At 72.1% G+C, this 20737-nt stretch carries 18 protein-coding genes and 1 pseudogene; 15 read left to right on the plus strand and 4 right to left on the minus strand.

Going from position 1 to position 20737, the window contains the following annotated elements; translation table 11 throughout:
- The first annotated feature begins 19 nt into the window (after positions 1 to 19).
- The 4 genes from NX794_RS01930 to NX794_RS01945 all read left to right on the plus strand — a co-directional run bounded on the left by NX794_RS01930 (position 20) and on the right by NX794_RS01945 (position 3840).
- Positions 20 to 1093: an Rv2578c family radical SAM protein gene (locus NX794_RS01930; RefSeq protein WP_258776248.1), complete on the plus strand. Its 1074-nt coding sequence runs from the start codon at positions 20 to 22 to the stop codon at positions 1091 to 1093.
- 167 nt (positions 1094 to 1260) lie between these two features.
- Positions 1261 to 2820, plus strand: a complete 1560-nt coding sequence (locus NX794_RS01935; RefSeq protein ID WP_258776249.1) for an alpha/beta hydrolase — start codon at positions 1261 to 1263, stop codon at positions 2818 to 2820.
- 47 nt (positions 2821 to 2867) lie between these two features.
- Entirely contained in the window at positions 2868 to 3266 is a 399-nt protein-coding gene (locus tag NX794_RS01940) for a RidA family protein (protein WP_258776250.1), read from the plus strand.
- A 49-nt stretch (positions 3267 to 3315) separates the two neighbouring features.
- Positions 3316 to 3840 carry a GNAT family N-acetyltransferase gene (locus tag NX794_RS01945; RefSeq protein ID WP_258776251.1) on the plus strand — a complete coding sequence of 175 codons (525 nt, stop codon included), beginning with the start codon at positions 3316 to 3318 and terminating at the stop codon, positions 3838 to 3840.
- 595 nt (positions 3841 to 4435) lie between these two features.
- On the opposite strand, the gene NX794_RS01950 is transcribed toward NX794_RS01945, so the two are convergent.
- Positions 4436 to 5020, minus strand: coding sequence for an adenylosuccinate lyase (locus NX794_RS01950; RefSeq protein WP_258776252.1), 585 nt, complete (start codon positions 5018 to 5020; stop codon positions 4436 to 4438).
- A gap of 404 nt (positions 5021 to 5424) precedes the next feature.
- Between NX794_RS01950 and NX794_RS01955 the strand changes: the two genes are divergently transcribed.
- The 9 genes from NX794_RS01955 (at position 5425) to pssA (ending at position 16398) form a co-directional block, all read left to right on the plus strand.
- Positions 5425 to 7236: a 3-hydroxyacyl-CoA dehydrogenase family protein gene (locus NX794_RS01955; protein ID WP_258776254.1), complete on the plus strand. Its 1812-nt coding sequence runs from the start codon at positions 5425 to 5427 to the stop codon at positions 7234 to 7236.
- A gap of 151 nt (positions 7237 to 7387) precedes the next feature.
- Positions 7388 to 8212 (plus strand): TetR family transcriptional regulator, encoded by an 825-nt coding sequence (locus tag NX794_RS01960; RefSeq protein ID WP_258776256.1) that lies wholly within the window; start codon positions 7388 to 7390, stop codon positions 8210 to 8212.
- Between the two features lie 426 nt (positions 8213 to 8638).
- Entirely contained in the window at positions 8639 to 9976 is a 1338-nt protein-coding gene (gene ccrA / locus NX794_RS01965) for a crotonyl-CoA carboxylase/reductase (protein ID WP_258776400.1), read from the plus strand.
- 18 nt (positions 9977 to 9994) lie between these two features.
- Positions 9995 to 12043, plus strand: coding sequence for a protein meaA (locus tag NX794_RS01970; RefSeq protein WP_258776258.1), 2049 nt, complete (start codon positions 9995 to 9997; stop codon positions 12041 to 12043).
- The gene (locus NX794_RS01975) at positions 12040 to 13002 is read left to right on the plus strand and encodes an HpcH/HpaI aldolase/citrate lyase family protein (protein WP_258776259.1); all 963 of its coding nucleotides are present in this window, start codon (positions 12040 to 12042) and stop codon (positions 13000 to 13002) included. Before NX794_RS01970 ends, NX794_RS01975 begins: the two co-directional genes overlap by 4 nt.
- Positions 13003 to 13007: 5 nt before the next feature.
- Positions 13008 to 13520, plus strand: a complete 513-nt coding sequence (locus NX794_RS01980; RefSeq protein ID WP_258776260.1) for a MaoC family dehydratase — start codon at positions 13008 to 13010, stop codon at positions 13518 to 13520.
- A 2-nt stretch (positions 13521 to 13522) separates the two neighbouring features.
- Complete coding sequence (locus NX794_RS01985; RefSeq protein WP_258776261.1) at positions 13523 to 14728, plus strand: acyl-CoA dehydrogenase family protein; 1206 nt, start codon at positions 13523 to 13525, stop codon at positions 14726 to 14728.
- Between the two features lie 169 nt (positions 14729 to 14897).
- Positions 14898 to 15554: a phosphatidylserine decarboxylase gene (locus NX794_RS01990; RefSeq protein WP_258776262.1), complete on the plus strand. Its 657-nt coding sequence runs from the start codon at positions 14898 to 14900 to the stop codon at positions 15552 to 15554.
- Between the two features lie 22 nt (positions 15555 to 15576).
- A complete protein-coding gene (pssA, locus tag NX794_RS01995) occupies positions 15577 to 16398 on the plus strand; it encodes a CDP-diacylglycerol--serine O-phosphatidyltransferase (protein ID WP_258776401.1) in 822 nt (273 codons plus the stop codon).
- A 79-nt stretch (positions 16399 to 16477) separates the two neighbouring features.
- On the opposite strand, the gene NX794_RS02000 is transcribed toward pssA, so the two are convergent.
- On the minus strand, positions 16478 to 17629 hold the full coding sequence (locus NX794_RS02000) for a glycerate kinase (RefSeq protein WP_258776263.1): 1152 nt from the start codon (positions 17627 to 17629) through the stop codon (positions 16478 to 16480).
- Positions 17630 to 17727: 98 nt separating this feature from the next.
- Here NX794_RS02000 and NX794_RS02005 point away from each other — a divergent pair.
- Positions 17728 to 18197, plus strand: a pseudogene (locus NX794_RS02005) (ADP-ribosylglycohydrolase family protein); the annotation flags it as partial.
- A complete protein-coding gene (locus NX794_RS02010; protein ID WP_258776264.1) occupies positions 18194 to 18688 on the plus strand; it encodes an NUDIX domain-containing protein in 495 nt (164 codons plus the stop codon). The pseudogene NX794_RS02005 and the gene NX794_RS02010, both read left to right, overlap by 4 nt.
- Before the next feature lie 27 nt (positions 18689 to 18715).
- Here NX794_RS02010 and NX794_RS02015 read toward each other — a convergent pair whose 3' ends face one another.
- Entirely contained in the window at positions 18716 to 19207 is a 492-nt protein-coding gene (locus tag NX794_RS02015) for a methylated-DNA--[protein]-cysteine S-methyltransferase (RefSeq protein ID WP_258776265.1), read from the minus strand.
- A 12-nt stretch (positions 19208 to 19219) separates the two neighbouring features.
- Positions 19220 to 20701 (minus strand): AlkA N-terminal domain-containing protein, encoded by a 1482-nt coding sequence (locus NX794_RS02020; RefSeq protein ID WP_309505953.1) that lies wholly within the window; start codon positions 20699 to 20701, stop codon positions 19220 to 19222.
- Between the last annotated feature and the right edge of the window lie 36 nt (positions 20702 to 20737).

The following is a 20737-nucleotide window of genomic DNA, read 5'->3' on the forward strand; positions in this document are numbered from 1 at the left end:
GTCGTACCGAGGAGGCGTCATGCGCTGGGAGAACCTCACCGTCGGGCCCGGGAACTCCGGGCGGTCCGGCGAGCCCGCCGAGCACGGCCGGGCGGCCGACGCCGCGCTGTTCGGCGCGGACGCCGTGACGGTCCGGACCTTCGACACGCCCGAATTCGCGGGGATCACCTTCCACGAGGTCCGGGCCCGCTCGGTGCTGAACCGGGTGCCGGGCGCCTCACGGATGCCGTTCGAATGGACGGTCAACCCGTACCGGGGCTGCACGCACGCGTGCGTCTACTGCTTCGCCCGCAAGACGCACAGCTACCTCGACCTGGACACCGGCGTCGGCTTCGACTCCCAGATCGTGGTCAAGGTGAACGCGCCCGAGGTGCTGCGCCGCCAGCTCGCCTCCCGGCGCTGGCAGGGCGACCACGTGGCGATGGGCACCAACGTGGACTGCTACCAGCGCGCGGAGGGCCGCTACCGGCTGATGCCGGGCATCATCTCCGCCCTCACCGAGCACGCGAACCCGTTCTCGATCCTGACCAAGGGCACCCTGATCCTGCGCGACCTGGACCTGCTGACCCGGGCCGCCGAGGTGACCGACATCGGTGTCTCGGTCTCCGTCGGCTTCCTGGACGCCGAGCTGTGGTGCACGGTGGAGCCGGGCACCCCGGCCCCGGAACGGCGGCTGGACGTCGTACGCACCCTGGGCGAGCACGGCATCGGCTGCGGGGTGCTGATGGCGCCGGTGATCCCGTTCCTCGGCGACGAGCCGGCCCAACTGCGGGCCACGGTACGGGCGATCGCGGCGGCCGGCGCCACCTCCGTGACCCCGCTGGTGCTGCATCTGCGGCCGGGTGCCCGGGAGTGGTTCATGGCCTGGCTCGGACAGCACCACCCGCACCTGGTGCGCCGCTACGAGCGGCTGTACGCGGAGGGCGCCTACGCGCCCCGCTGGTACCAGCGCCGGATCACCCGCCAGGTGCACGAGCTGGCCCGGGAGTACGGCATCGGGCCCAGCCGCCCGGGCCTGGCCCGCCGGGTCCGCCCGGAGGAGCCGGAGCCGCCGGCCGTCGCGACGGAACCGACGCAACTCACCCTCCTCTGAGCGCGTTCCCTTGAGCGCGTTCCTTCCGCTGAGCGCGTTCGAGGGCATCGCACGGCCCAATCGGGTCATCTATCGCCCGCACGCGTTCGGCGGGTCGCCATTGCCGGGACGATGCGGCGAGAACCGTGATCCTCGCGGTTCTCCGCCCCTCCGTCCCGGGAGGCCCCATGAAGAAACGCGCAGCCGTGCTGTGCGCCGCCGCCGTCCTGGCCGGCTCGGTCACCGCCGCCCCCGCGCGGGCCGCCCGGCCGGCCACCGCCGCGGACCTCGCCTGGAAGACCTGCGGCAGCGGCGACTACCCCACCCTGCAGTGCGCCTCCCTGAAGGTGCCACTGGACCACACGCGCCCCGGGGGCCGGCAGATCACGCTCGCCCTGTCCCGCGTCCCGCACACCGCGCCGACCTCCCAGGGCCCGCTGCTGGTCAATCCCGGCGGCCCCGGCGGCAGCGGACTGACCCTCGCCGGGTTCGTCGCCTCGGCGCTGCCCGCGAAGGTGGCCGCCCGGTACGACGTCATCGGCTTCGACCCGCGCGGGGTCGGCGAGAGCACCCCCGCCCTGGACTGCGCGCCGGGCCACTTCACCCCGGTCCGCCCGGACAGCGTGCCCGCCACCCCCGCCCTGGAGCAGGCCAACCTGGACCGGGCCCGCTCCTTCGCCACCGCCTGCGGCCGCAAGTACGCCGACGTGCTGCCCTACATCGACACCGTCAGCACCGCCAGGGACCTGGACGCGATCCGCCAGGCCCTCGGCGCGCCGCGCATCAGCTACTTCGGCTACTCCTACGGCACCTACCTCGGCGCGGTCTACGCGAAGCTGTACCCGGAGCGGGTGCGCCGGCTGGTGCTGGACTCCGTCGTGGACCCGACCGGTATCTGGTACGAGGACAATCTGGGCCAGGACCACGCCTTCGACGACCGCCACCGTGCCCTGATGGCGTGGATCGCCGCGCACGACGACGCCTACGGGCTCGGCACGGACCCCGCCCGGGTCGAGGCGCGGTGGTACGCGATGCGGGCGGCCCTGGCGAAGCAGCCGGCCGGCGGGAAGGTCGGCGCCTCGGAGCTGGAGGACACCTTCGTCCCCGGCGGCTACTACGACGGCTACTGGCCCCACCTCGCGGACGCGTTCGCGGCGTACGTCCACGACCGGGACACCGGTCCGCTGGTGCGGGCGTACGAGAACCTCGCCGCCGTGGACGGCGCGGGCGACAACGGCTACAGCGTCTACGCGGCGGTGCAGTGCCGGGACGCCTCCTGGCCGCGTTCGTGGAACCGCTGGCGCTCGGACGCCGAAGAGGTCCACGCGAAGGCGCCCTTCATGGTCTGGAACAACACCTGGTACAACGCGCCCTGCGCGTTCTGGCCGACCGCGCCGCTGGAGCCGGTGAACGTGGCCAACGGCAAGCTGCCGCCGGCACTGCTCTTCCAGGCGACCGGCGACGCGGCCACGCCCTACGCGGGCGGTGTCACCACGCACCGGCTGCTCGCCGGTTCCCGGCTCGTGGTCGAGGACGGCGGCGGCAACCACGGGATCACGCTGAGCGGCAACGCCTGCCTCGACGGGTACCTGTCGGCGTATCTGGCCGACGGCACGCTGCCGCGGGGCGGACCGGTGGCCGACGCGGTGTGCTCGAAGTCGCCCGGTCCGAAGCCCCTGGCCGCGAGGGCGGCCTCGGTCTCGTCGCGTGGGTCGACGCTGCACCGGCTGCTCGGCTTCCGCCGCTGAACTCCCCTGGCCGGGGCGTTGTCAGTGGGCCGGTCCATCATGGGGCCATGAGCGAACCGACCCGCATCACCGCCCCCGCCGGGGTCGCTCCCGCCACGCAGTACAGCCATGTGGTCTCGGCGACCGGCCGCCTGGTCGCCGTCTCCGGCCAGCTCGCCCTGGACGAGGACGGCGGGCTGGTCGGCCCGGACGACCCGGCGGCCCAGGCACGGCAGGTGTTCGAGAACCTGCGGCGCTGCCTGGCCGCCGCCGGCGCCGGCTTCGAGGACGTGGTGAAGCTGACGTACTTCGTGACGGACACGGCCCACCTGCCGGCCATCCGCGCGGCCCGCGCCACGCACATACCCGACGACCGCCTGCCCGCCTCCTCCGCCGTACGCGTCGCCGGCCTGGTGGCCCCGGAGTTCCTGATGGAGATCGAGGCGCTGGCGGTGGTGGCCGAATAAGCCGGATATCCGGAGGCGGGTCCCTGGCGGTGTTCCCTAGGGTCCCGTCATGGACGAACACCCCATCCGCATCCGCCCGATGACCCTCGCCGACTGCGACCGCGTCGCCGAACTGCGCGTGCGCGGCTGGCAGCACGCCTACCGGGGCCTGATGCCGGGGCCCTACCTGGACGCGCTGAGCGTCCCGGCGGACGCCGCCCGGCGCCGGGACCGGTTCCTGACCGGGGACGGCTCGGTGACGAACCTGGTCGCCGAGCACGCCGGCGAAGTGGTCGGCTGGGCGGCACACGGCCCCTACCGGGAGGGCGAGCGGCACACCGCGGACGCCGAGCTGTACGCGATCTACGTCGCCCCGGCCCGGCTCGGCACCGGAATCGGCCGAACCCTGCTGGCCGCGACGCTGGACCACTGCTCGGACCACCCGCGCCTGCTGCTGTGGGTCCTGAGGGAGAACACCCGCGCGCGCCGGTTCTACGAGCGGGCCGGCTTCCGGGCGGACGGCACCGAGGAGACCTTCGAGGCGGGCGGGGCACAGGTGCCCGAGGTGCGGTATGTCAGGGAGTCGCGAGCCTGACGGCACGTCACGCACGCCACTCCCGCGAACACACCGACAGCGAGGCCGGCGGCGCCTCACCCCGCCTCCCGCTGCCGGCGACCCCGGCCGGCAGACGCACCCCCCCCCGACGCCGAACGATCCGGCCCCGCCCGGCACCGGACCAGCCACACCCCGCTCACCACAAAAGCGAAACGCCACTCGCGAGACCCGCACCTGATGCTGCGCAGACCGACTGCAAGGCAGGCGGCGCCTCACCCCGCCTCCCCCTGCCGGCACCACCGGCCGGCGCGCAGACGGACCCCACGGACGCCGAACGACCCGGCCCCGCCCGGCACCGCACCGGCCACGCCCCGCTCACCACGAAAACGAAACGCCACTCCGGAGACCCGCACCTGACGCTGCGCAGGCCGACTGCAAGGCAGGCGGCGCCTCACCCCGCCTCCCCCTGCCGGCACCACCAGCCGACGCACAGACGCACCCCACGGACGCCGAACGATCCGGCCCGGCCCGCCTCGGCTCGGCTCGGCGCCGGGGTCGGCCGCGCCCCGCTCACCGCGGCGAAGGAGCACCGCTCGGGGCACCGGCACCTACCGCCGTGAGTGCCGGCGGAGCCTCATCGTGCCTCCCGCTGCCGGGGAATCCGGGCCAGCGCGTGGACCGCCGCCTCCGCCAGGGCCGGGTGGGCGAGGGCCTCGTTGAGGACGCGGCGGGCGCGGGTGTCGCCGAGTTCGCCGAGGCCGTCGACGCAGGCGAGGGCGACCCGGCGGTAGGGGTCGTGGGGGCGCAGCCGGCGTTCCAGGGTGGTGATGAGGGCGGGCACGGCCTCGGGGGCGCGCAGTGTGACCAGGAGCCGTACCGGGTGCAGGGCGTAGGCCACGCGGAGTTCGTTGGTGGCGAGGGCGGCGGCGGCGCGGGCGGTGCGCGGGTCGCCGAGCCGGGCGAGGGCGTGGGCGGCGGAGGCGCAGCGCGGCGGGTCGCGGTGGTTGAGGAGCAGCACCAGCGACTCGAAGGCGCGCCGGTCGCCGGCGGTGCCGAGGCGGAACGCGGCCATTTCCCGGGCCCACAGCGGCTGTCCGGGCGCGGTGAGGACGTCCGCCAGTTCGTCCCGGTCCCCGGTGGCCACCAGCGGTTCGAAAGCGGTCGAACCGGCCGCCTCGCGCCGTAAGCGTTCCGTGAGCGATCGCAACTCTTCGTCCACGCGCACCAGCGTAGAGGGGTGGGGGCGGAAGGGGGAGGCAGATCACAAACTCGGGGGGCTGGCGCGCTCGTTACCCACCGGTTAAGCTCGGATGAGCGAGTTACCGCTCGCACTTCCGCTGGCGACGGTTTGGTGACGCAACCGTCGCGAGCGTCTGATTGGTCGGTTCGGTACCCGTGTGTACCGCTGTACGACCCGGCTCCGGGACAGGGCCGGTCGGAGATCCGCCGCCGCGCGGGCGCGTGCACGCCCGTGGCACCGGTGGCACCGGGCGTGTGCGCTAGGCCCTGTCGTCTAGCAGCCCGGCGACACCCGCATCCCTCGCATTCCTCCTCCGCACCGCGGTGCGTCCTCGGACGCACCCGGCGCGCTCCTCGTCGTCACCCTCTTTCTGGAGTCCCGCGATGGCCACTCCCCTGTCCCCTCAGTCCGACTCTCCGTCCCCGCTCAAGACGATCGCCGTCGTGGGCCTCGGCACCATGGGCACCGGCATCGCCGAGGTGCTGCTGAAGGCCGGCCGCGAGGTGATCGGCATCGATGTCAGCGAGGCCCAGGCCGCCCGGTCGCTCGCCGCGCTGGAGGCCGCCACCGCCCGCGCCGTCGAGCGCGGCCGGCTCACCGAACAGGAGCGCGCCGACGCCCTCTCCCGCGTCCGCACCGGCACCGACCTCGCCGCGGCGGCCGACGCGGACCTCGTGATCGAGGTGGCGCCGGAGTCGTACGAGGTCAAGCACCGCATCTTCCGTGAGCTGGACGGCGTGGTCCGCCCGGAGACGATCCTCGCGACCGGCACCAACGCACTGTCCGTGACCCGGCTGGCCGCCGACTCGGCCCGCCCCGAGCGGGTGCTGGGCCTGCACTTCTTCAACCCGGCGCCCGCGATGAAGCTGGTCGAGGTCGTCTCCTCGGTGCTGACCGCGCCGGACGCCGTCGCCGCGGTCACGGACCTGGCGATCGAGCTGGGCAAGGAGCCCGTCGCGGTCGGCGACCGGCCGGGCTTCGTCGCCGACGGGCTGCTGTTCGGCTACCTGAACCAGGCCGCCGCGATGTACGAGGCCCGCTACGCCTCCCGCGAGGACATCGACGCGGCGATGCGGCTCGGCTGCGGCCTGCCGATGGGCCCGCTCGCCCTGCTGGACCTGATCGGCATCGACACCGCCCGGACCGTCCTGGACGCCATGTACGCCGAGTCCCGCGACCGGCTGCACGCGCCCGCCCCGATCCTCAAGCAGCTCAGCGAGGCGGGCCTGACGGGCCGCAAGGCCGGGCGCGGCTTCTACACCTACGAGGCGCCGGGCAGCGCCACCGTGGTGCCGGACCCGCTGACCCCGCCCCCGGGCGGCACGGCCGGCGCCGGCCGCACGGTCCGCTCGGTCGGGGTGGCGGGCTCGGGCACCATGGCGTCCGGCATCGCGGAGGTGTTCGCGAAGGCGGGCCACGACGTGGTGCTGGCCGCCCGCAGCGCGGAGAAGGCGCAGACCGCCAAGGCCCGGATCGGCAAGTCGCTGGCCCGCTCCGTCGACAAGGGCCGGCTGACCGCCGAGGCCGCCGCGGGCATCCTGGACCGGATCACGCCGGCCGGGTCCTACGACGCCTTCGCCGAGGTGGACCTGGCCGTGGAGGCGGTCGCGGAGGACCTGGAGGTCAAGCGGCAGCTGTTCGCGACGCTGGACAAGGTGTGCAGGCCCGGCGCGGTGCTGGCCACCACCACCTCCTCGCTGCCCGTCGTCGCCTGCGCGCGTGCCACCTCGCGCCCGCAGGACGTGATCGGCATGCACTTCTTCAACCCGGCGCCCGCGATGAAGCTGGTCGAGGTGGTGCGCACGGTGCTCACGGCCGACGACGTGCACGCGACGGTGCGCGAGGTCTGCGCCGGGCTCGGCAAGCACGCCGTGGACTGCGGCGACCGGGCGGGCTTCATCGTCAACGCGCTGCTGTTCCCCTATCTCAACAACGCGATCAAGATGGTCCAGGAGCACTACGCGTCCCTGGACGACATCGACGCGGCGATGAAGCTGGGCGGCGGCTATCCGATGGGCCCCTTCGAACTGCTGGACGTGGTGGGCCTGGACGTCTCGCTGGCCATCGAGAAGGTGCTGCACCGCGAGTTCCGCGACCCCGGTCTCGCCCCGGCCCCGCTGCTGGAGCACCTGGTGGCCGCGGGCTGCCTCGGCCGCAAGACCGGCCGCGGCTTCCGCGAGTATGCCCGCCGCTGACGGCGCCGGCGCCTGGTTCGACGGCGACGACGACGGCGCGGACTGGGGCGGCCTGCTCGACCCGGTCCAGCCCGGAGATCCCCCGCCCCGCACGGGCGGGGGATACCCCGTACCTGCGCGTCTTGCCGGGCGCATGCAGTACGTTCGGGTCATGTCCCAGCCCGCCAAGTCCTCACGTACACCAGCAACGCCCGACGCGCCGGAGAGTGCCGCAGGCAGTCGCGCCGCCGCCCAGCGGCTCAAGATGCGCCGAGAACTGGCGGCAGCGGCCATGGAGCTGTTCGCGGCCAAGGGGTACGAGGCCACCACCGTCGACGAGATCGCGGCGGCGGCCGGCGTCGCCCGCCGCACCTTCTTCCGGCACTTCCGCTCCAAGGAAGAGGCGATCTTCCCGGACCACGACGACACCCTGGTCCGTGCCGAGGCGGTCCTGAACGCCGCCCCCGCGCACGAGCACCCGCTCGACACGGTGTGCCGCGGGATCAAGGAAGTCATGAAGATGTACGCGGCCCAGCCGGCGATCTCGGTGGCCCGCTACAAGCTCACCCGGGAGGTGCCCACCCTGCGCGAGGCCGAGATCGCCTCGGTGGCCCGCTACGAGCGGTTGTTCACGCGCTATCTGCTCGGCCACTTCGACGAGCGGGCGCACGCCGACGACGCCAACGACGACCCGCTGCTCGCCGAGGTCGCCGCCTCCGCCGTCGTCACCGCCCACAACCACGTCCTCAGACGCTGGCTCCGGGCGGGCGGGCAGGGGGACGTGGAGACGCAGCTCGACCATGCCTTCGCGATCGTGCGCAAGACGTTCGGCACCGGCATCGGGGCCGGCCGCGGCCCGGCCGCCGCGCAGCCGGCCGCCACGACCGCGCCGGCCACGGTCTCGCCGCACGGCGAGGTGCTGGTGACGGTCGCGCGGACCGACGCGCCGCTGGACGAGGTCATGCGGACCATCGAAGAGGCGCTCAAGGCGCGCTGACAGGCGGGGACGCGGTACGGACGGCCACCTCTCGGGGTGGCCGTTTTGCCATGTCAGGCGCCGTTTTCCAGCGAATTCCGGGAGCCGTTCGATCGATCATCGCTCATTTGTTACGTAAAGATTTCATCTGAGAGCCGGTATTGGCACTCAGTGCCTTGCCACCTGACACGCGGTGTCATACGTTGAAGAGGTCCGGGCGGCCGGCGAGCCGGATCCCTCGCTCGCCGGCTGTCCCCGCAAGCCACGCGGCCTGCGCGCCCGGACGCCTGCGTCACAGGCAACCTCCCGCGCCACCACGCGCTGCCGCAGCACCACCGAGCCGAACCGACGGCACCTCCCACACCCTCAGCAGCACTCATCGCAGCACCGACGAACCCCCAGCGCCCCTCCCTCAGGGCGCTCACCGCCGGAGGCAACACCGTGACCGTGAAGGACATCCTGGACGCGATCCAGTCGAAGGACGCCACGTCCGCCGACTTCGCCGCCCTGCCGCTTCCCGACTCGTACCGCGCGATCACCGTGCACAAGGACGAGACGGAGATGTTCGCGGGTCTTCAGACCCGCGACAAGGACCCCCGCAAGTCGATCCACCTGGACGAGGTGCCGGTGCCCGAACTGGGCCCGGGCGAGGCTCTGGTGGCCGTCATGGCCTCCTCGGTGAACTACAACTCGGTGTGGACCTCGATCTTCGAGCCGCTGTCCACCTTCGGGTTCCTGGAGCGCTACGGCCGCACCAACGAGCTGGCCAAGCGGCACGACCTGCCGTACCACATCATCGGCTCCGACCTCGCGGGCGTCGTCCTGCGCACCGGCCCCGGCGTCAACGCCTGGAAGCCCGGCGACGAGGTCGTCGCGCACTGCCTCTCGGTCGAGCTGGAGTCCTCCGACGGCCACAACGACACGATGCTCGACCCCGAGCAGCGCATCTGGGGCTTCGAGACCAACTTCGGCGGCCTCGCCGAGGTCGCGCTCGTCAAGTCCAACCAGCTGATGCCGAAGCCGGACCACCTCAGCTGGGAGGAGGCCGCAGCGCCGGGCCTGGTCAACTCCACCGCCTACCGGCAGCTCGTCTCCCGCAACGGCGCCGGCATGAAGCAGGGCGACAACGTCCTCATCTGGGGCGCGAGCGGCGGACTCGGCTCGTACGCCACGCAGTTCGCGCTGGCCGGCGGCGCCAACCCGATCTGTGTCGTCTCCAGCGAGCAGAAGGCGGACATCTGCCGCGCCATGGGCGCCGATGCGATCATCGACCGCAGCGCCGAGGGCTACAGGTTCTGGAAGGACGAGAACACCCAGGACCCCAAGGAGTGGAAGCGCTTCGGCAAGCGCATCCGCGAACTCACCGGCGGCGAGGACATCGACATCGTCTTCGAGCACCCCGGCCGCGAGACCTTCGGCGCGAGCGTCTTCGTCACCCGCAAGGGCGGCACCATCACCACCTGCGCCTCCACCTCGGGCTACATGCACGAGTACGACAACCGTTACCTCTGGATGTCGCTGAAGCGGATCATCGGCTCCCACTTCGCCAACTACCGCGAGGCCTGGGAGGCCAACCGCCTCATCGCCAAGGGCAAGATCCACCCGACCCTCTCGAAGACCTACTCCCTGGAAGAGACCGGGCAGGCCGCCTACGACGTCCACCGCAACCTGCACCAGGGCAAGGTCGGCGTCCTGTGCCTGGCGCCGGAGGAAGGCCTGGGCGTGCGTGACGAGGAGATGCGCGCCAAGCACCTCGACGCCATCAACCGCTTCCGCAACATCTGAGGACACCCGAGGTCATAGATGACTGAGCGTCAGCCCGCCGAAGGCAAGCGGGAGAAGGACCGGCCGTGGCTCATGCGCACCTATGCCGGTCACTCCACGGCCGAGGCGTCCAACGAGCTGTACCGGCGCAACCTCGCCAAGGGGCAGACGGGTCTGTCGGTCGCGTTCGACCTGCCGACCCAGACCGGCTACGACTCCGACCACATCCTCGCCCGCGGCGAGGTCGGCCGGGTCGGGGTGCCGGTGGCGCACCTCGGTGACATGCGCCGGCTGTTCCAGGACATCCCCCTGGAGCAGATGAACACCTCGATGACGATCAACGCCACCGCCATGTGGCTGCTGGCGCTCTACCAGGTCGTCGCCGAGGAGCAGGGCGCGGACATCACCAGGCTCCAGGGCACGACCCAGAACGACATCGTCAAGGAGTACCTGTCCCGGGGCACCCACGTGTTCCCGCCGGGGCCCTCGCTCCGGCTGACGACGGACATGATCGCGTACACGGTCTCCCACCTCCCCAAGTGGAACCCGATCAACATCTGCAGCTACCACCTGCAGGAGGCCGGGGCCACGCCGGTGCAGGAGATCGCGTACGCGATGTCCACCGCCGTCGCCGTGCTGGACGCCGTGCGCGACTCCGGCCAGGTGCCGCGGGAGCGGATGGGCGACGTGGTGGCGCGGATCTCCTTCTTCGTGAACGCGGGCGTCCGCTTCGTCGAGGAGATGTGCAAGATGCGCGCCTTCGGGCGCATCTGGGACCGCGTCACCCGGGAGCGGTACGGCATCGAGAACCCCAAGCAGCGCCGCTTCCGGTACGGCGTCCAGGTCAACTCCCTCGGGCTGACCGAGGCGCAGCCGGAGAACAACGTCCAGCGGATCGTGCTGGAGATGCTCGCGGTGACGCTGTCGAAGGACGCCCGCGCGCGTGCCGTACAGCTGCCGGCCTGGAACGAGGCCCTGGGGCTGCCGCGGCCCTGGGACCAGCAGTGGTCGCTGCGCATCCAGCAGGTGCTGGCGCATGAGAGCGACCTGCTGGAGTACGAGGACATCTTCGAGGGCTCGAAGGTGATCGAGGCGAAGGTGGACGAGCTGGTCGCCGACGCCCTCGCGGAGATGGACCGCATCGAGGAGATGGGCGGCGCGATGGCCGCCGTGGAGTCCGGCTATCTGAAGTCGCAGCTGGTCTCCTCGCACGCCGAGCGCCGGGGCCGGATCGAGTCCGGGCAGGAGAAGATCGTCGGCGTCAACATCTTCGAGACGACCGAGCCCAACCCGCTGACGGCCGACCTGGACACCGCGATCATGACGGTCGACCCGGCGGTCGAGGCCCGGGTGGTCGCCTCGCTGGGCACCTGGCGCGACACCCGCTACCAGCCGCCCTTCAACCACCCGCGGCCCTGCAAGGCGCTGGAGCGGCTGAAGGAGGCCGCCAAGGGCACCGACAACCTGATGGAGGCCACCCTGGAGTGCGCCCGCGCCGGGGTCACCACCGGCGAGTGGGCGGGGGCGCTGCGCGAGGTGTTCGGCGAGTTCCGGGCGCCGACCGGGGTCTCCTCGGCGCCGGTGGCCGTCCCCGCCGAGGCCGGCTCGGCGCTCGCCGAGGTGCGCGCCAGGGTGCAGGACACCGCCCGCGACCTGGGCGTCGGCAAGCTGCGCTTCCTGGTCGGCAAGCCGGGCCTGGACGGGCACTCCAACGGCGCCGAGCAGATCGCCGTCCGGGCCCGCGACGCCGGGTTCGAGGTGGTCTACCAGGGCATCCGGCTGACCCCGGAGCAGATCGTGGACGCGGCCCTCGCGGAGGACGTGCACGCGGTCGGCCTGTCCATCCTGTCGGGCTCGCACGCCCAGCTGGTCCCGGACGTACTCCAACGGCTGCGTGTGGCCGGCGCCACAGACATCCCGGTGATCGCGGGTGGCATCATCCCGAACGGTGACGCCGAGCAGCTCAAGGACGCCGGGGTCGCCGCCGTCTTCACCCCGAAGGACTTCGACATCACCGGGATCATCGGCCGCATCGTCGACGAGATCCGGAAAGCGAACAAGCTCGACCCCCTGGAGGTCCCCGCATGACTACGGTCAACCGTCTCCGCCCCCGGCGTTCCTGCCTGGCCGTACCGGGCTCGAACCCGCGCTTCCTGGAGAAGGCGCAGGGTCTGCCGGCGGACCAGGTCTTCCTGGACCTGGAGGACGCGTGCGCGCCGCTGGCCAAGCCCGAGGCGCGGCACACCATCGTCAAGTTCCTCAACGAGGGCGACTGGACGGGCAAGACGCGGGTGGTGCGCGTCAACGACTGGACGACCGAGTGGACGTACCGCGACGTCGTGACCGTGGTCGAGGGCGCCGGCCAGAACCTCGACTGCGTCATGCTGCCGAAGGTGCAGACGGCCCAGCAGGTCGTCGCCCTCGACCTGCTGCTGACCCAGATCGAGAAGACCATGGGCTTCGAGGTCGGCAAGATCGGCATCGAGGCGCAGATCGAGAACGCGCAGGGCCTCAACAACGTCAACGAGATCGCGCAGGCCTCCCCGCGCGTCGAGACGATCATCTTCGGACCGGCCGACTTCATGGCGTCCATCAACATGAAGTCGCTGGTCGTGGGCGAGCAACCGCCCGGCTACCCGGCGGACGCCTACCACTACATCCTGATGAAGATCCTGATGGCCGCCCGCGCGAACAACCTCCAGGCGATCGACGGACCCTACCTCCAGATCCGCAACGTCGAGGGCTACCGCGAGGTCGCGGGGCGCGCCGCCGCGCTCGGCTTCGACGGCAAGTGGGTGCTGCACCCGGGCCAGGTCGAGGCGTCCAACGAGATCTTCTCGCCCTCACAGGAGGACTACGACCACGCCGAGCTGATCCTGGACGCGTACGACTACTACACGTCCGAGGCCGGCGGCAAGAAGGGCTCCGCGATGCTCGGCGACGAGATGATCGACGAGGCCAGCCGCAAGATGGCCCTCGTCATCTCCGGCAAGGGCCGGGCCGCCGGCATGGAGCGCACGTCGAAGTTCGAGATCCCGGAGGCCTGAGCGCGATGCAGTTCGGACGCACCTACGAGGAGTTCGAGGTCGGGGCGACGTACAAGCACTGGCCGGGCAAGACGGTCACGGAGTACGACGACCACCTGTTCTGTCTCCTCACCATGAACCACCACCCGCTCCACCTGGACGCCAACTACGCCGAGAAGACGACCGACTTCGGCAGGAACGTCGTGGTGGGCAACTACGTCTACTCGCTGCTGCTCGGCATGTCCGTGCCGGACGTCTCCGGCAAGGCGATCGCCAACCTGGAGATCGAGTCGCTCAAGCACGTGGCGCCGACCTTCCACGGCGACACGATCTACGGCCAGACGACCGTGCTGGACAAGTGGCCGTCGAAGTCGAAGAACGACCGCGGGATCGTCCACGTCGAGACCAAGGGCTACAAGCAGGACGGCACGCTGGTCTGCGTGTTCCGCCGCAAGGTCATGGTGCCGACCGAGACGTACACCAAGGAGCGCGGCGGCGAGCAGCCGGGCCGTCCCGAACTGAAGCAGCAGGAGAAGTAGCCATGGCGCGCCTCGCCCAGACCGCCGGTCTGACCGACATCCAGCGGGAGATCCTCTCCACCGTCCGCGACTTCGTGGACAAGGAGATCATCCCGGTCGCCACCGAACTGGAGCACCGCGACGAGTACCCGCAAGCGATCGTCGACGGCCTGAGGGAACTGGGCCTGTTCGGTCTGATGATCCCCGAGGAGTACGGGGGTCTGGGCGAGTCGCTGCTCACCTACGCGCTGTGCGTGGAGGAGATCGCCCGCGGCTGGATGTCGGTGTCCGGCATCATCAACACCCACTTCATCGTGGCCTACATGCTCAAGCAGCACGGCACCGAGGAGCAGAAGGACCACTTCCTGCCGCGCATGGCGGCCGGCGACATCCGCGGCGCCTTCTCGATGTCGGAGCCGGCTCTCGGCTCGGATGTGTCGGCCATCACCTCCAAGGCGGTCAAGGACGGCGACGCGTACGTCCTGAACGGCCAGAAGATGTGGCTGACGAACGGCGGTACGTCCTCGCTCGTGGCCGTGCTGGTGCGAAGTGACGAAGGACACCCCGAGGGCACGGCCCCGCACAAGTCGATGACCACCTTCCTGGTCGAGAAGGAGCCGGGCTTCGGTGAGGTCCGCCCGGGCCTGACCATCCCCGGCAAGATCGACAAGATGGGCTACAAGGGCGTCGACACCACCGAGCTGATCATGGACGGGCTGCGGGTACCGGCCGATCGGGTGCTCGGCGGCGTCACCGGCCGAGGTTTTTACCAAATGATGGACGGAGTGGAGGTCGGCCGCGTCAACGTGGCCGCCCGCGGCTGCGGCGTCGCCCAGCGCGCCTTCGAGCTGGGCGTCCGCTACGCCCAGCAGCGGCACACCTTCGGCAAGGCCATCGCCCAGCACCAGGCGATCCAGTTCAAACTGGCCGAGATGGCCACCAAGGTCGAGGCCGCGCATGCCATGATGGTGAACGCGGCACGCAAAAAGGATTCCGGGGAGCGAAACGACCTCGAAGCGGGGATGGCGAAGTACCTCGCCTCCGAGTACTGCAAGGAGGTCGTGGAGGACGCCTTCCGGATCCACGGCGGCTACGGCTTCTCCAAGGAGTACGAGATCGAGCGCCTCTACCGGGAGGCCCCGATGCTGCTCATCGGTGAAGGTACCGCCGAGATCCAGAAAATGATCATCGGGCGCAGGTTGCTCGAAGAGTATCGATTCCAGGGCTGATTGTCCGGATACGGGGTGTTTTCTTCGAGAAGAAGATCACACCCCGTAGACGCCTCTCGGCCGCCGACTCGGCTGCCTGGCTTACCCAGTTGCAGCCCGCGCCCGGTACGATCCCCGGAAAGCCGCCGTCCCCCGTCTTGTGCGGCATCATCCGCTACGAAGGTCATCCATGCCCCACAGCCAAACCTCTGCACCTCGCGACAGCCGAGCCGGCGTACGCCTCGCGCGCGGAGCATCGCCGTGGCTTCTCCCGACCGTCGCCACCGCAGCCCTCAGCCTGGTCCGCGCCCGTCGCTCGACCGCGGCCAGGGCCGTCGCCGTGCCCGCCACCGCGCTCGCGGCGGGCATGCTGTGGTTCTTCCGCGACCCCGAGCGCGAGATCGCCACGGGCCGGGTCATCTCGCCCGCCGACGGTGTGGTGCAGAGCATCATGCCGTGGAAGGACGGCCGCACCCGCGTCGCGATCTTCATGAGCCCGCTCAACGTCCACGTCAACCGCGCGCCGCTGTCCGGCACGGTGACGTCGGTCGAGCACATCCCCGGCGGCTTTGTTCCGGCTTTCAACAAGGAGAGCGAGAACAACGAGCGCGTAGTCTGGCATTTCGACACCGAACTCGGCGACATCGAGATGATCCAGATCGCCGGCGCGGTGGCCCGCCGCATCGTCCCCTACCTCCCGGAGGGCACGAAGGTCGAGCAGGGCGACCGCATCGGTCTGATCCGCTTCGGCTCGCGTGTCGACCTCTACCTGCCGGAGGGCGTGGAGGTCGCGGTCGAGGTCGGTCAGAAGACCGTGGCTGGGGTGACTCGCATTGACCGTGATTGATCCGGAGACCCAGGCGGGCTGGGTGCCCGAGGCCGACGACGTGGACGACGAAGAGGAGATGCCCCTCTCTCTGCGCCTGTCGATAGCGGACACCCTCACCCTGGGCAACGCCACGTGCGGCTTCATGGCGGTGTACTTCACCACCACCGGCATCCTGATCCCGCACCTGACCGGGAACGACGAGTCCGCGGGCATGGCGCGGCACAGCGCCGCCACGGCCGTCATCCTGATGCTCTGCGCGGCGGTGTTCGACCTGTTCGACGGCCTGGTGGCGCGCAAGCTGCGCTCCTCCCCCATGGGCGCCGAGCTGGACAACCTGTCCGACCTGATCAGCTTCGGCCTCGCGCCCGCCTACTTCGTGCTCGTCTACGGCATGGTCGCCGACGACGCGCACCAGAGAGTCGCGGCGTTGGGCGCGATCGTGGTCCTGCTGGCGGTCGTACTGCGGCTGGCGCGCTTCTCCTGCGTCACGATGAAGGACGGCGTCTTCCAGGGCATGCCCTCGCCGTTCGGCGCGCTGACGGTCGTCTCGATCGTGCTGCTGGAGCTGCCCTTCGTGGCGACGCTGCTGGCGATCCTGGGCACCGCGTGGCTGATGGTGAGCCGGGTGGAGTACCCGAAGCCGCGGGGCCGTCTCGCGGGCGCGATGCTCTCCTGGATCGTGCTCTCGATGGGCCTGCTGGCGGCCTGGGCGTTCGACGCCCCGAGCGGTCAGCTCCTGCTCCAGACGGGCTGCGCGCTCCAGTTGGTGATGGGCGCGGTGATCCCGCTGTTCGCCACGGCGCGCCGGGTCAACAACTTCCGCGACAACCGCCGCGAGGCACGGGCGGCGCAGCTGCCGTAAGGCATTCCCGCAAGGCATGGCGAAGGGCCCCGAACCATCCGGTTCGGGGCCCTTCGCCATGCCGCCGGCCGCTCCCGGGTCAGCTCAGGCGGTCCTCGGCGATCCGGGCGGCGACGCGCTCCAGGATCGGGCCGGCCTCAGCGATGCACCGGGCGACGTCCGGCTCCACCGACGTCAGCGGATAGGCCCGCTCGATGCCGGCGCCGCGCAGCGCCGCCTCCGACAGGGCCAGCCGCCCGCACACGGCCACCACGGGCCGGCCCGCGGCCCGGGCCGCCGCCGCGACCCCGGCCGGTGCCTTGCCGTGCAGCGTCTGCTCGTCCAGCGAGCCCTCGCCGGTGACGACCAGGGACGCCCGCTCCAGGGCCGGCGCGAAGCCGAGCACGTCGAGCATGACCTCGATACCGGGCCGGAACCGGGCGCCGAGCAGCAGCGCGCCGTACCCGATGCCACCGGCCGCGCCGGCACCCGGGGAGTCCGCGTACCGGGCCGCCCGCGCGCCGACCGCCGCCTCCAGCACCTCGGCGTAGTGCGCGAGGGCCGCGTCCAGGGTCGCCACGTCCTCGGGGGAGGCGCCCTTCTGCGGGCCGTACACCGCCGGGGCGCCCTTCGGGCCGGTCAGCGGGTTGTCGACGTCGCTGGCGAGCACCAGCTCCACCGCCGACAGCCGCGGGTCGAGCCCGGACAGGTCGGCCCGGCGCAGCGCGGCGAGGCCCCCGCCGCCCGGCGGCACGCTCTCGCCCTCTGCGTCGAGGAACCGCGCCCCGAGCGCGGACAGCATGCCCGCGCCGCCGTCCGTCGTGGCGCTGCCGCCCACGCCGAACACGATCGTCCGGGCGCCGGCGTCCAGCGCGGCCCGCAGCAGTTGCCCGGAGCCGTACGTGGAGGCCGTCAGCGGCGCGAAGACGCCGGCCGGGAGCCGCTGGAGCCCGCTCGCCTCGGCCATCTCCACCACGGCGGTGTCGCCGCGCAGCGCGAACGCGGCGGTGACCTCCGCGCCGAGCGGCCCGGCGACGCGGACCGTACGACGCTCGAAACCGGCCGCGACCGCCGCGTCCACCGTGCCGTCACCGCCGTCGGCGACCGGCAGCGCCTCCACCCGGAGGTCCGGCACCACCCGGCGCAGCCCGGCCGTGACCCGCTCGGCGACCTCCACGGCCGTCAGCGAGCCCTTGAACTTGTCCGCGGCGACCAGTACCCGACGGTCCTCGTCCACAGCAGCTTCCGCCACCTTGCATTCCCCTCGCTCTCCGGGCCCCGCGCACGTCAGGGCCAGTCGCGCCGCTGCGACCATAACCGCAAGGCCGCCTCCCCGTCATGCCCCGACCACCCGCGGACCCTGCCCCCGCTCGTCCCGGTCGCCGCCGGGACGCGGTGCTCTCGCACACCGGGAACGGCGTGTACGGCGCGATGGTCGCCGCCGCGCTGCTCTCGGCGGCCTTCACCTCGCCGACCGTGCTGCCGTGGGAGGAGACGCCGGCCACGGTGTCGGCGCAGACGGCGGGCCTCGGCTGGATCCGCACCGTCCCGGACGCGGCCGTCCTCACCGCCGGACTGCTGTACGGCGACGGCGGCTTCACCCGCGCCATCGCCCTGACCGTGCGCGGCGGTCCGGACACCGACTCGGGCGGCGCGCCGGCCGGTTCGGTGGCCGGCGTCCTGAACGGCGCCGCCGCGATCCCGGACCGGTGGAAGGACCGCTTCAGGACACGGTCCGCAGCGCGGTGTTCGGCTTCGACGGCGTCCGGATCAGCGCGCCGGCCGAACGCACCCCGCGCCTGGTTACCCTTCCTGGATGACCACGACTCCTGACTTCGCCACGTACATCGCGGGCCTGCCCCGCATCATCGCCGGCGCCGCCGCGCTCTTCCGGGACACCGAGGGCCGGGTGCTGCTGGTGGAGCCGAACTACCGCGAGGGCTGGGCGCTTCCGGGCGGGACGATCGAGTCGGACGACGGCGAGACCCCGCGGCAGGGGGCCCGCCGCGAGACGCTGGAGGAGATCGGCCTCGACCGCGAACCGGGCCGCCTGCTCGCCGTGGACTGGGTCCGGGGCGACGGCCGCCCGCCGCTGGTGGCCTACCTGTACGACGGCGGCGTCCTCACCGACGCCGACCTCGCCGCCATCAAGCTCCAGGAGGAGGAACTCCTCTCCTGGCGCCTGGTCCCCCGCGAGGACCTCACCGCCCACCTCCCGGGCGCCCTCGGCCGCCGCGTCCTGGCCGCCCTGGACACCCTGGCCTCCGGCAGTGGCACGGCGGAACTGGAGAACGGCCATCCCGCGCACTGACTCCTCACCGGCAAGCCTGGCGGCCCGTTAGAACAGCGCCGCTCCCCGTTCGAAGTCCAGAAGCCGGCGCTTGCGGTCCAGGCCGCCGCCGTAACCCGTGAGGGCGCCGCCGGTGCCGAGGACGCGGTGGCAGGGGACGATGATGCCGACGGGGTTGCGGCCGTTGGCGAGGCCGACCGCTCGGGAGGCGCCGGTGTTGCCGAGGGTGTGGGCGAGTTGGCCGTAGGTGCGGGTCTCGCCGTAGGGGATGCGGCTGAGCTGGGTCCATACGCTGCGTTGGAAAGGGGTTCCGCAGAGGGCGAGTTGGACGGTGAACTCGGTCAGCTCGCCCGCGAAGTACGCCGTGAGCTGCTCCTCGGCCTCGCCGAAGCAGCGTGGGCCGCGGTCGGGCGGGCCGAAGCTCTCCTCGGGCGGCCGGTGCCGCTGCCCGGCCATGTACAGGCCGCACAGGGCGCCGTCGGCGTCGGCCACGAGGGTGAGCGGGCCGTAGGGGCTGTCGATCACGGTGTGCCGTGTCATGGGTGAACTGTCCTATACCGGGAGAAAGTTGACGGGGTGGTCGCCGGTCGCCCACAGGTACTGCACCGCGTAGGCCCGCCAGGGGCGCCAGGCCTCCGCGTGGGCGGTGAGCGCGGCGGGGGTCGTCGGCAGTCCCACTTCGCCGGCCGCCTTGCGGATGCCGAGGTCGGTGGGGAGGAAGGCGTCGGGGTCGCCCAGGGCGCGCATGGCGATGACATCGGCCGTCCAGGGACCGATGCCGGGCAGGGCGAGCAGCCGGGCGCGGGTCTCGGCCCGGTCCGACTCGGCGCCCAGGCGCACGGTGCCGTCGGCGAGGTGCCGGACGAGGGTGGTGAAGGTGGTGCGCCGGGTGCGTGGCATGGCGAGGGTTCCGGGGTCCGCCTCGGCCAGTGCCGCCGGGGACGGGAAGAGGTGCGTGAGGCCGCCCTCGGGGTCGTCCAGGGGTTTGCCGTGGGCGGTGACCAGGCGGGCCGCGTGGGTGCGGGCGGCGGCCGTGGAGACCTGCTGTCCGAGGACGGCCCGGGCGGCGAACTCGGCCTCGTCGACCGTGCGCGGCACCCGGCGCCCCGGGGCCCGGTCGACCAGTGGCGCGAGCAGCGGGTCGGCGCGCAGCCGGTCGTCCACGGCGACCGGGTCGGCGTCCAGGTCGAGCAGCCGGCGGCAGCGGTTGATCGCCACGGTCAGGTCGCGCGGGTCGCCGAGGGTGAGCCGGCAGGCGATGTGGTCGGGGCGCGGGGTGAGGGCGACGATGCCGTGGCCGTGGGGCAGGTCGAGCGTGCGCCGGTAGGCGCCGTCGCGCCACTCCTCGACGCCGGGTACGGCGGTGGCGGCGAGGTGGCCGAAGAGGTTGTCGGGGTTGAGCGGCGCCCGGAACGGCAGCCGCAGCGCGAGCGTGCCGAGGGCGCCCGCCCTGCCGCTGCCGGGGACCCGGGCGCGCAGCTCGGTCGGGGTGAGGGCGAAGACCTGGCGGACGGTGTCGTTGAAGGCGCGGATGGAGGAGAAGCCGGCCGCGAAGGCGATCTCGGCCATGGGCAGCGGGGTGGTCTCGATGAGCAGGCGGGCCGTCCGGGCGCGCTGGGCGCGGGCGATCGCGAGCGGTCCGGCGCCCACCTCCATGAGCAGTTGCCGCTCCACCTGCCGGGCGCTGTAGCCGAGCCGCGCGGCGAGTCCGGGCACGCCCTCGCGGTCCACGACACCGTCGGCGATGAGCCGCATGGCGCGGGCCACCAGGTCGGCGCGCCGGTCCCACTCCGGGGAACCGGGGCTGACGTCGGGGCGGCACCGCTTGCAGGCCCGGAAGCCGGCCTGCTGGCACGCGGCGGCGCTCGGGTAGAACGTCATGTTCCGCGCCTTGGGCGGCACCACGGGGCAGCTGGGCCGGCAGTAGATCCGCGTGGTCAGTACGGCCGTGAAGAACCAGCCGTCGAACCGCGCGTCCTTGGACTGCACGGCGCGCACGCAGTGCTCCCGGTCGAGGTGCATCCCTGTCTGCATGCGTCCAGCATCGGCCACGTCCGCACCCGCTCGCTG

Origin of the sequence: Streptomyces pyxinicus (assembly GCF_024753135.1) — a bacterium.
Lineage (GTDB): Bacteria > Actinomycetota > Actinomycetes > Streptomycetales > Streptomycetaceae > Streptomyces > Streptomyces pyxinicus.

Bases quoted from the DNA above. Each gene is read 5' to 3' on its own strand.
- NX794_RS01935 (WP_258776249.1), top strand. From the start codon at position 1,261: ATGAAGAAACGCGCAGCCGTGCTGTGCGCCGCCGCCGTCCTGGCCGGC.
- NX794_RS02020 (WP_309505953.1), bottom strand. From the start codon at position 20,701: ATGCAGACAGGGATGCACCTCGACCGGGAGCACTGCGTGCGCGCCGTG.
- NX794_RS01930 (WP_258776248.1), top strand. From the start codon at position 20: ATGCGCTGGGAGAACCTCACCGTCGGGCCCGGGAACTCCGGGCGGTCC.
- NX794_RS01975 (WP_258776259.1), top strand. From the start codon at position 12,040: ATGACTACGGTCAACCGTCTCCGCCCCCGGCGTTCCTGCCTGGCCGTA.
- NX794_RS01945 (WP_258776251.1), top strand. From the start codon at position 3,316: ATGGACGAACACCCCATCCGCATCCGCCCGATGACCCTCGCCGACTGC.
- NX794_RS01990 (WP_258776262.1), top strand. From the start codon at position 14,898: ATGCCCCACAGCCAAACCTCTGCACCTCGCGACAGCCGAGCCGGCGTA.
- NX794_RS01980 (WP_258776260.1), top strand. From the start codon at position 13,008: ATGCAGTTCGGACGCACCTACGAGGAGTTCGAGGTCGGGGCGACGTAC.
- NX794_RS01955 (WP_258776254.1), top strand. From the start codon at position 5,425: ATGGCCACTCCCCTGTCCCCTCAGTCCGACTCTCCGTCCCCGCTCAAG.
- NX794_RS02015 (WP_258776265.1), bottom strand. From the start codon at position 19,207: ATGACACGGCACACCGTGATCGACAGCCCCTACGGCCCGCTCACCCTC.
- NX794_RS01940 (WP_258776250.1), top strand. From the start codon at position 2,868: ATGAGCGAACCGACCCGCATCACCGCCCCCGCCGGGGTCGCTCCCGCC.
- NX794_RS01970 (WP_258776258.1), top strand. From the start codon at position 9,995: ATGACTGAGCGTCAGCCCGCCGAAGGCAAGCGGGAGAAGGACCGGCCG.
- NX794_RS02010 (WP_258776264.1), top strand. From the start codon at position 18,194: ATGACCACGACTCCTGACTTCGCCACGTACATCGCGGGCCTGCCCCGC.
- NX794_RS01960 (WP_258776256.1), top strand. From the start codon at position 7,388: ATGTCCCAGCCCGCCAAGTCCTCACGTACACCAGCAACGCCCGACGCG.
- NX794_RS01985 (WP_258776261.1), top strand. From the start codon at position 13,523: ATGGCGCGCCTCGCCCAGACCGCCGGTCTGACCGACATCCAGCGGGAG.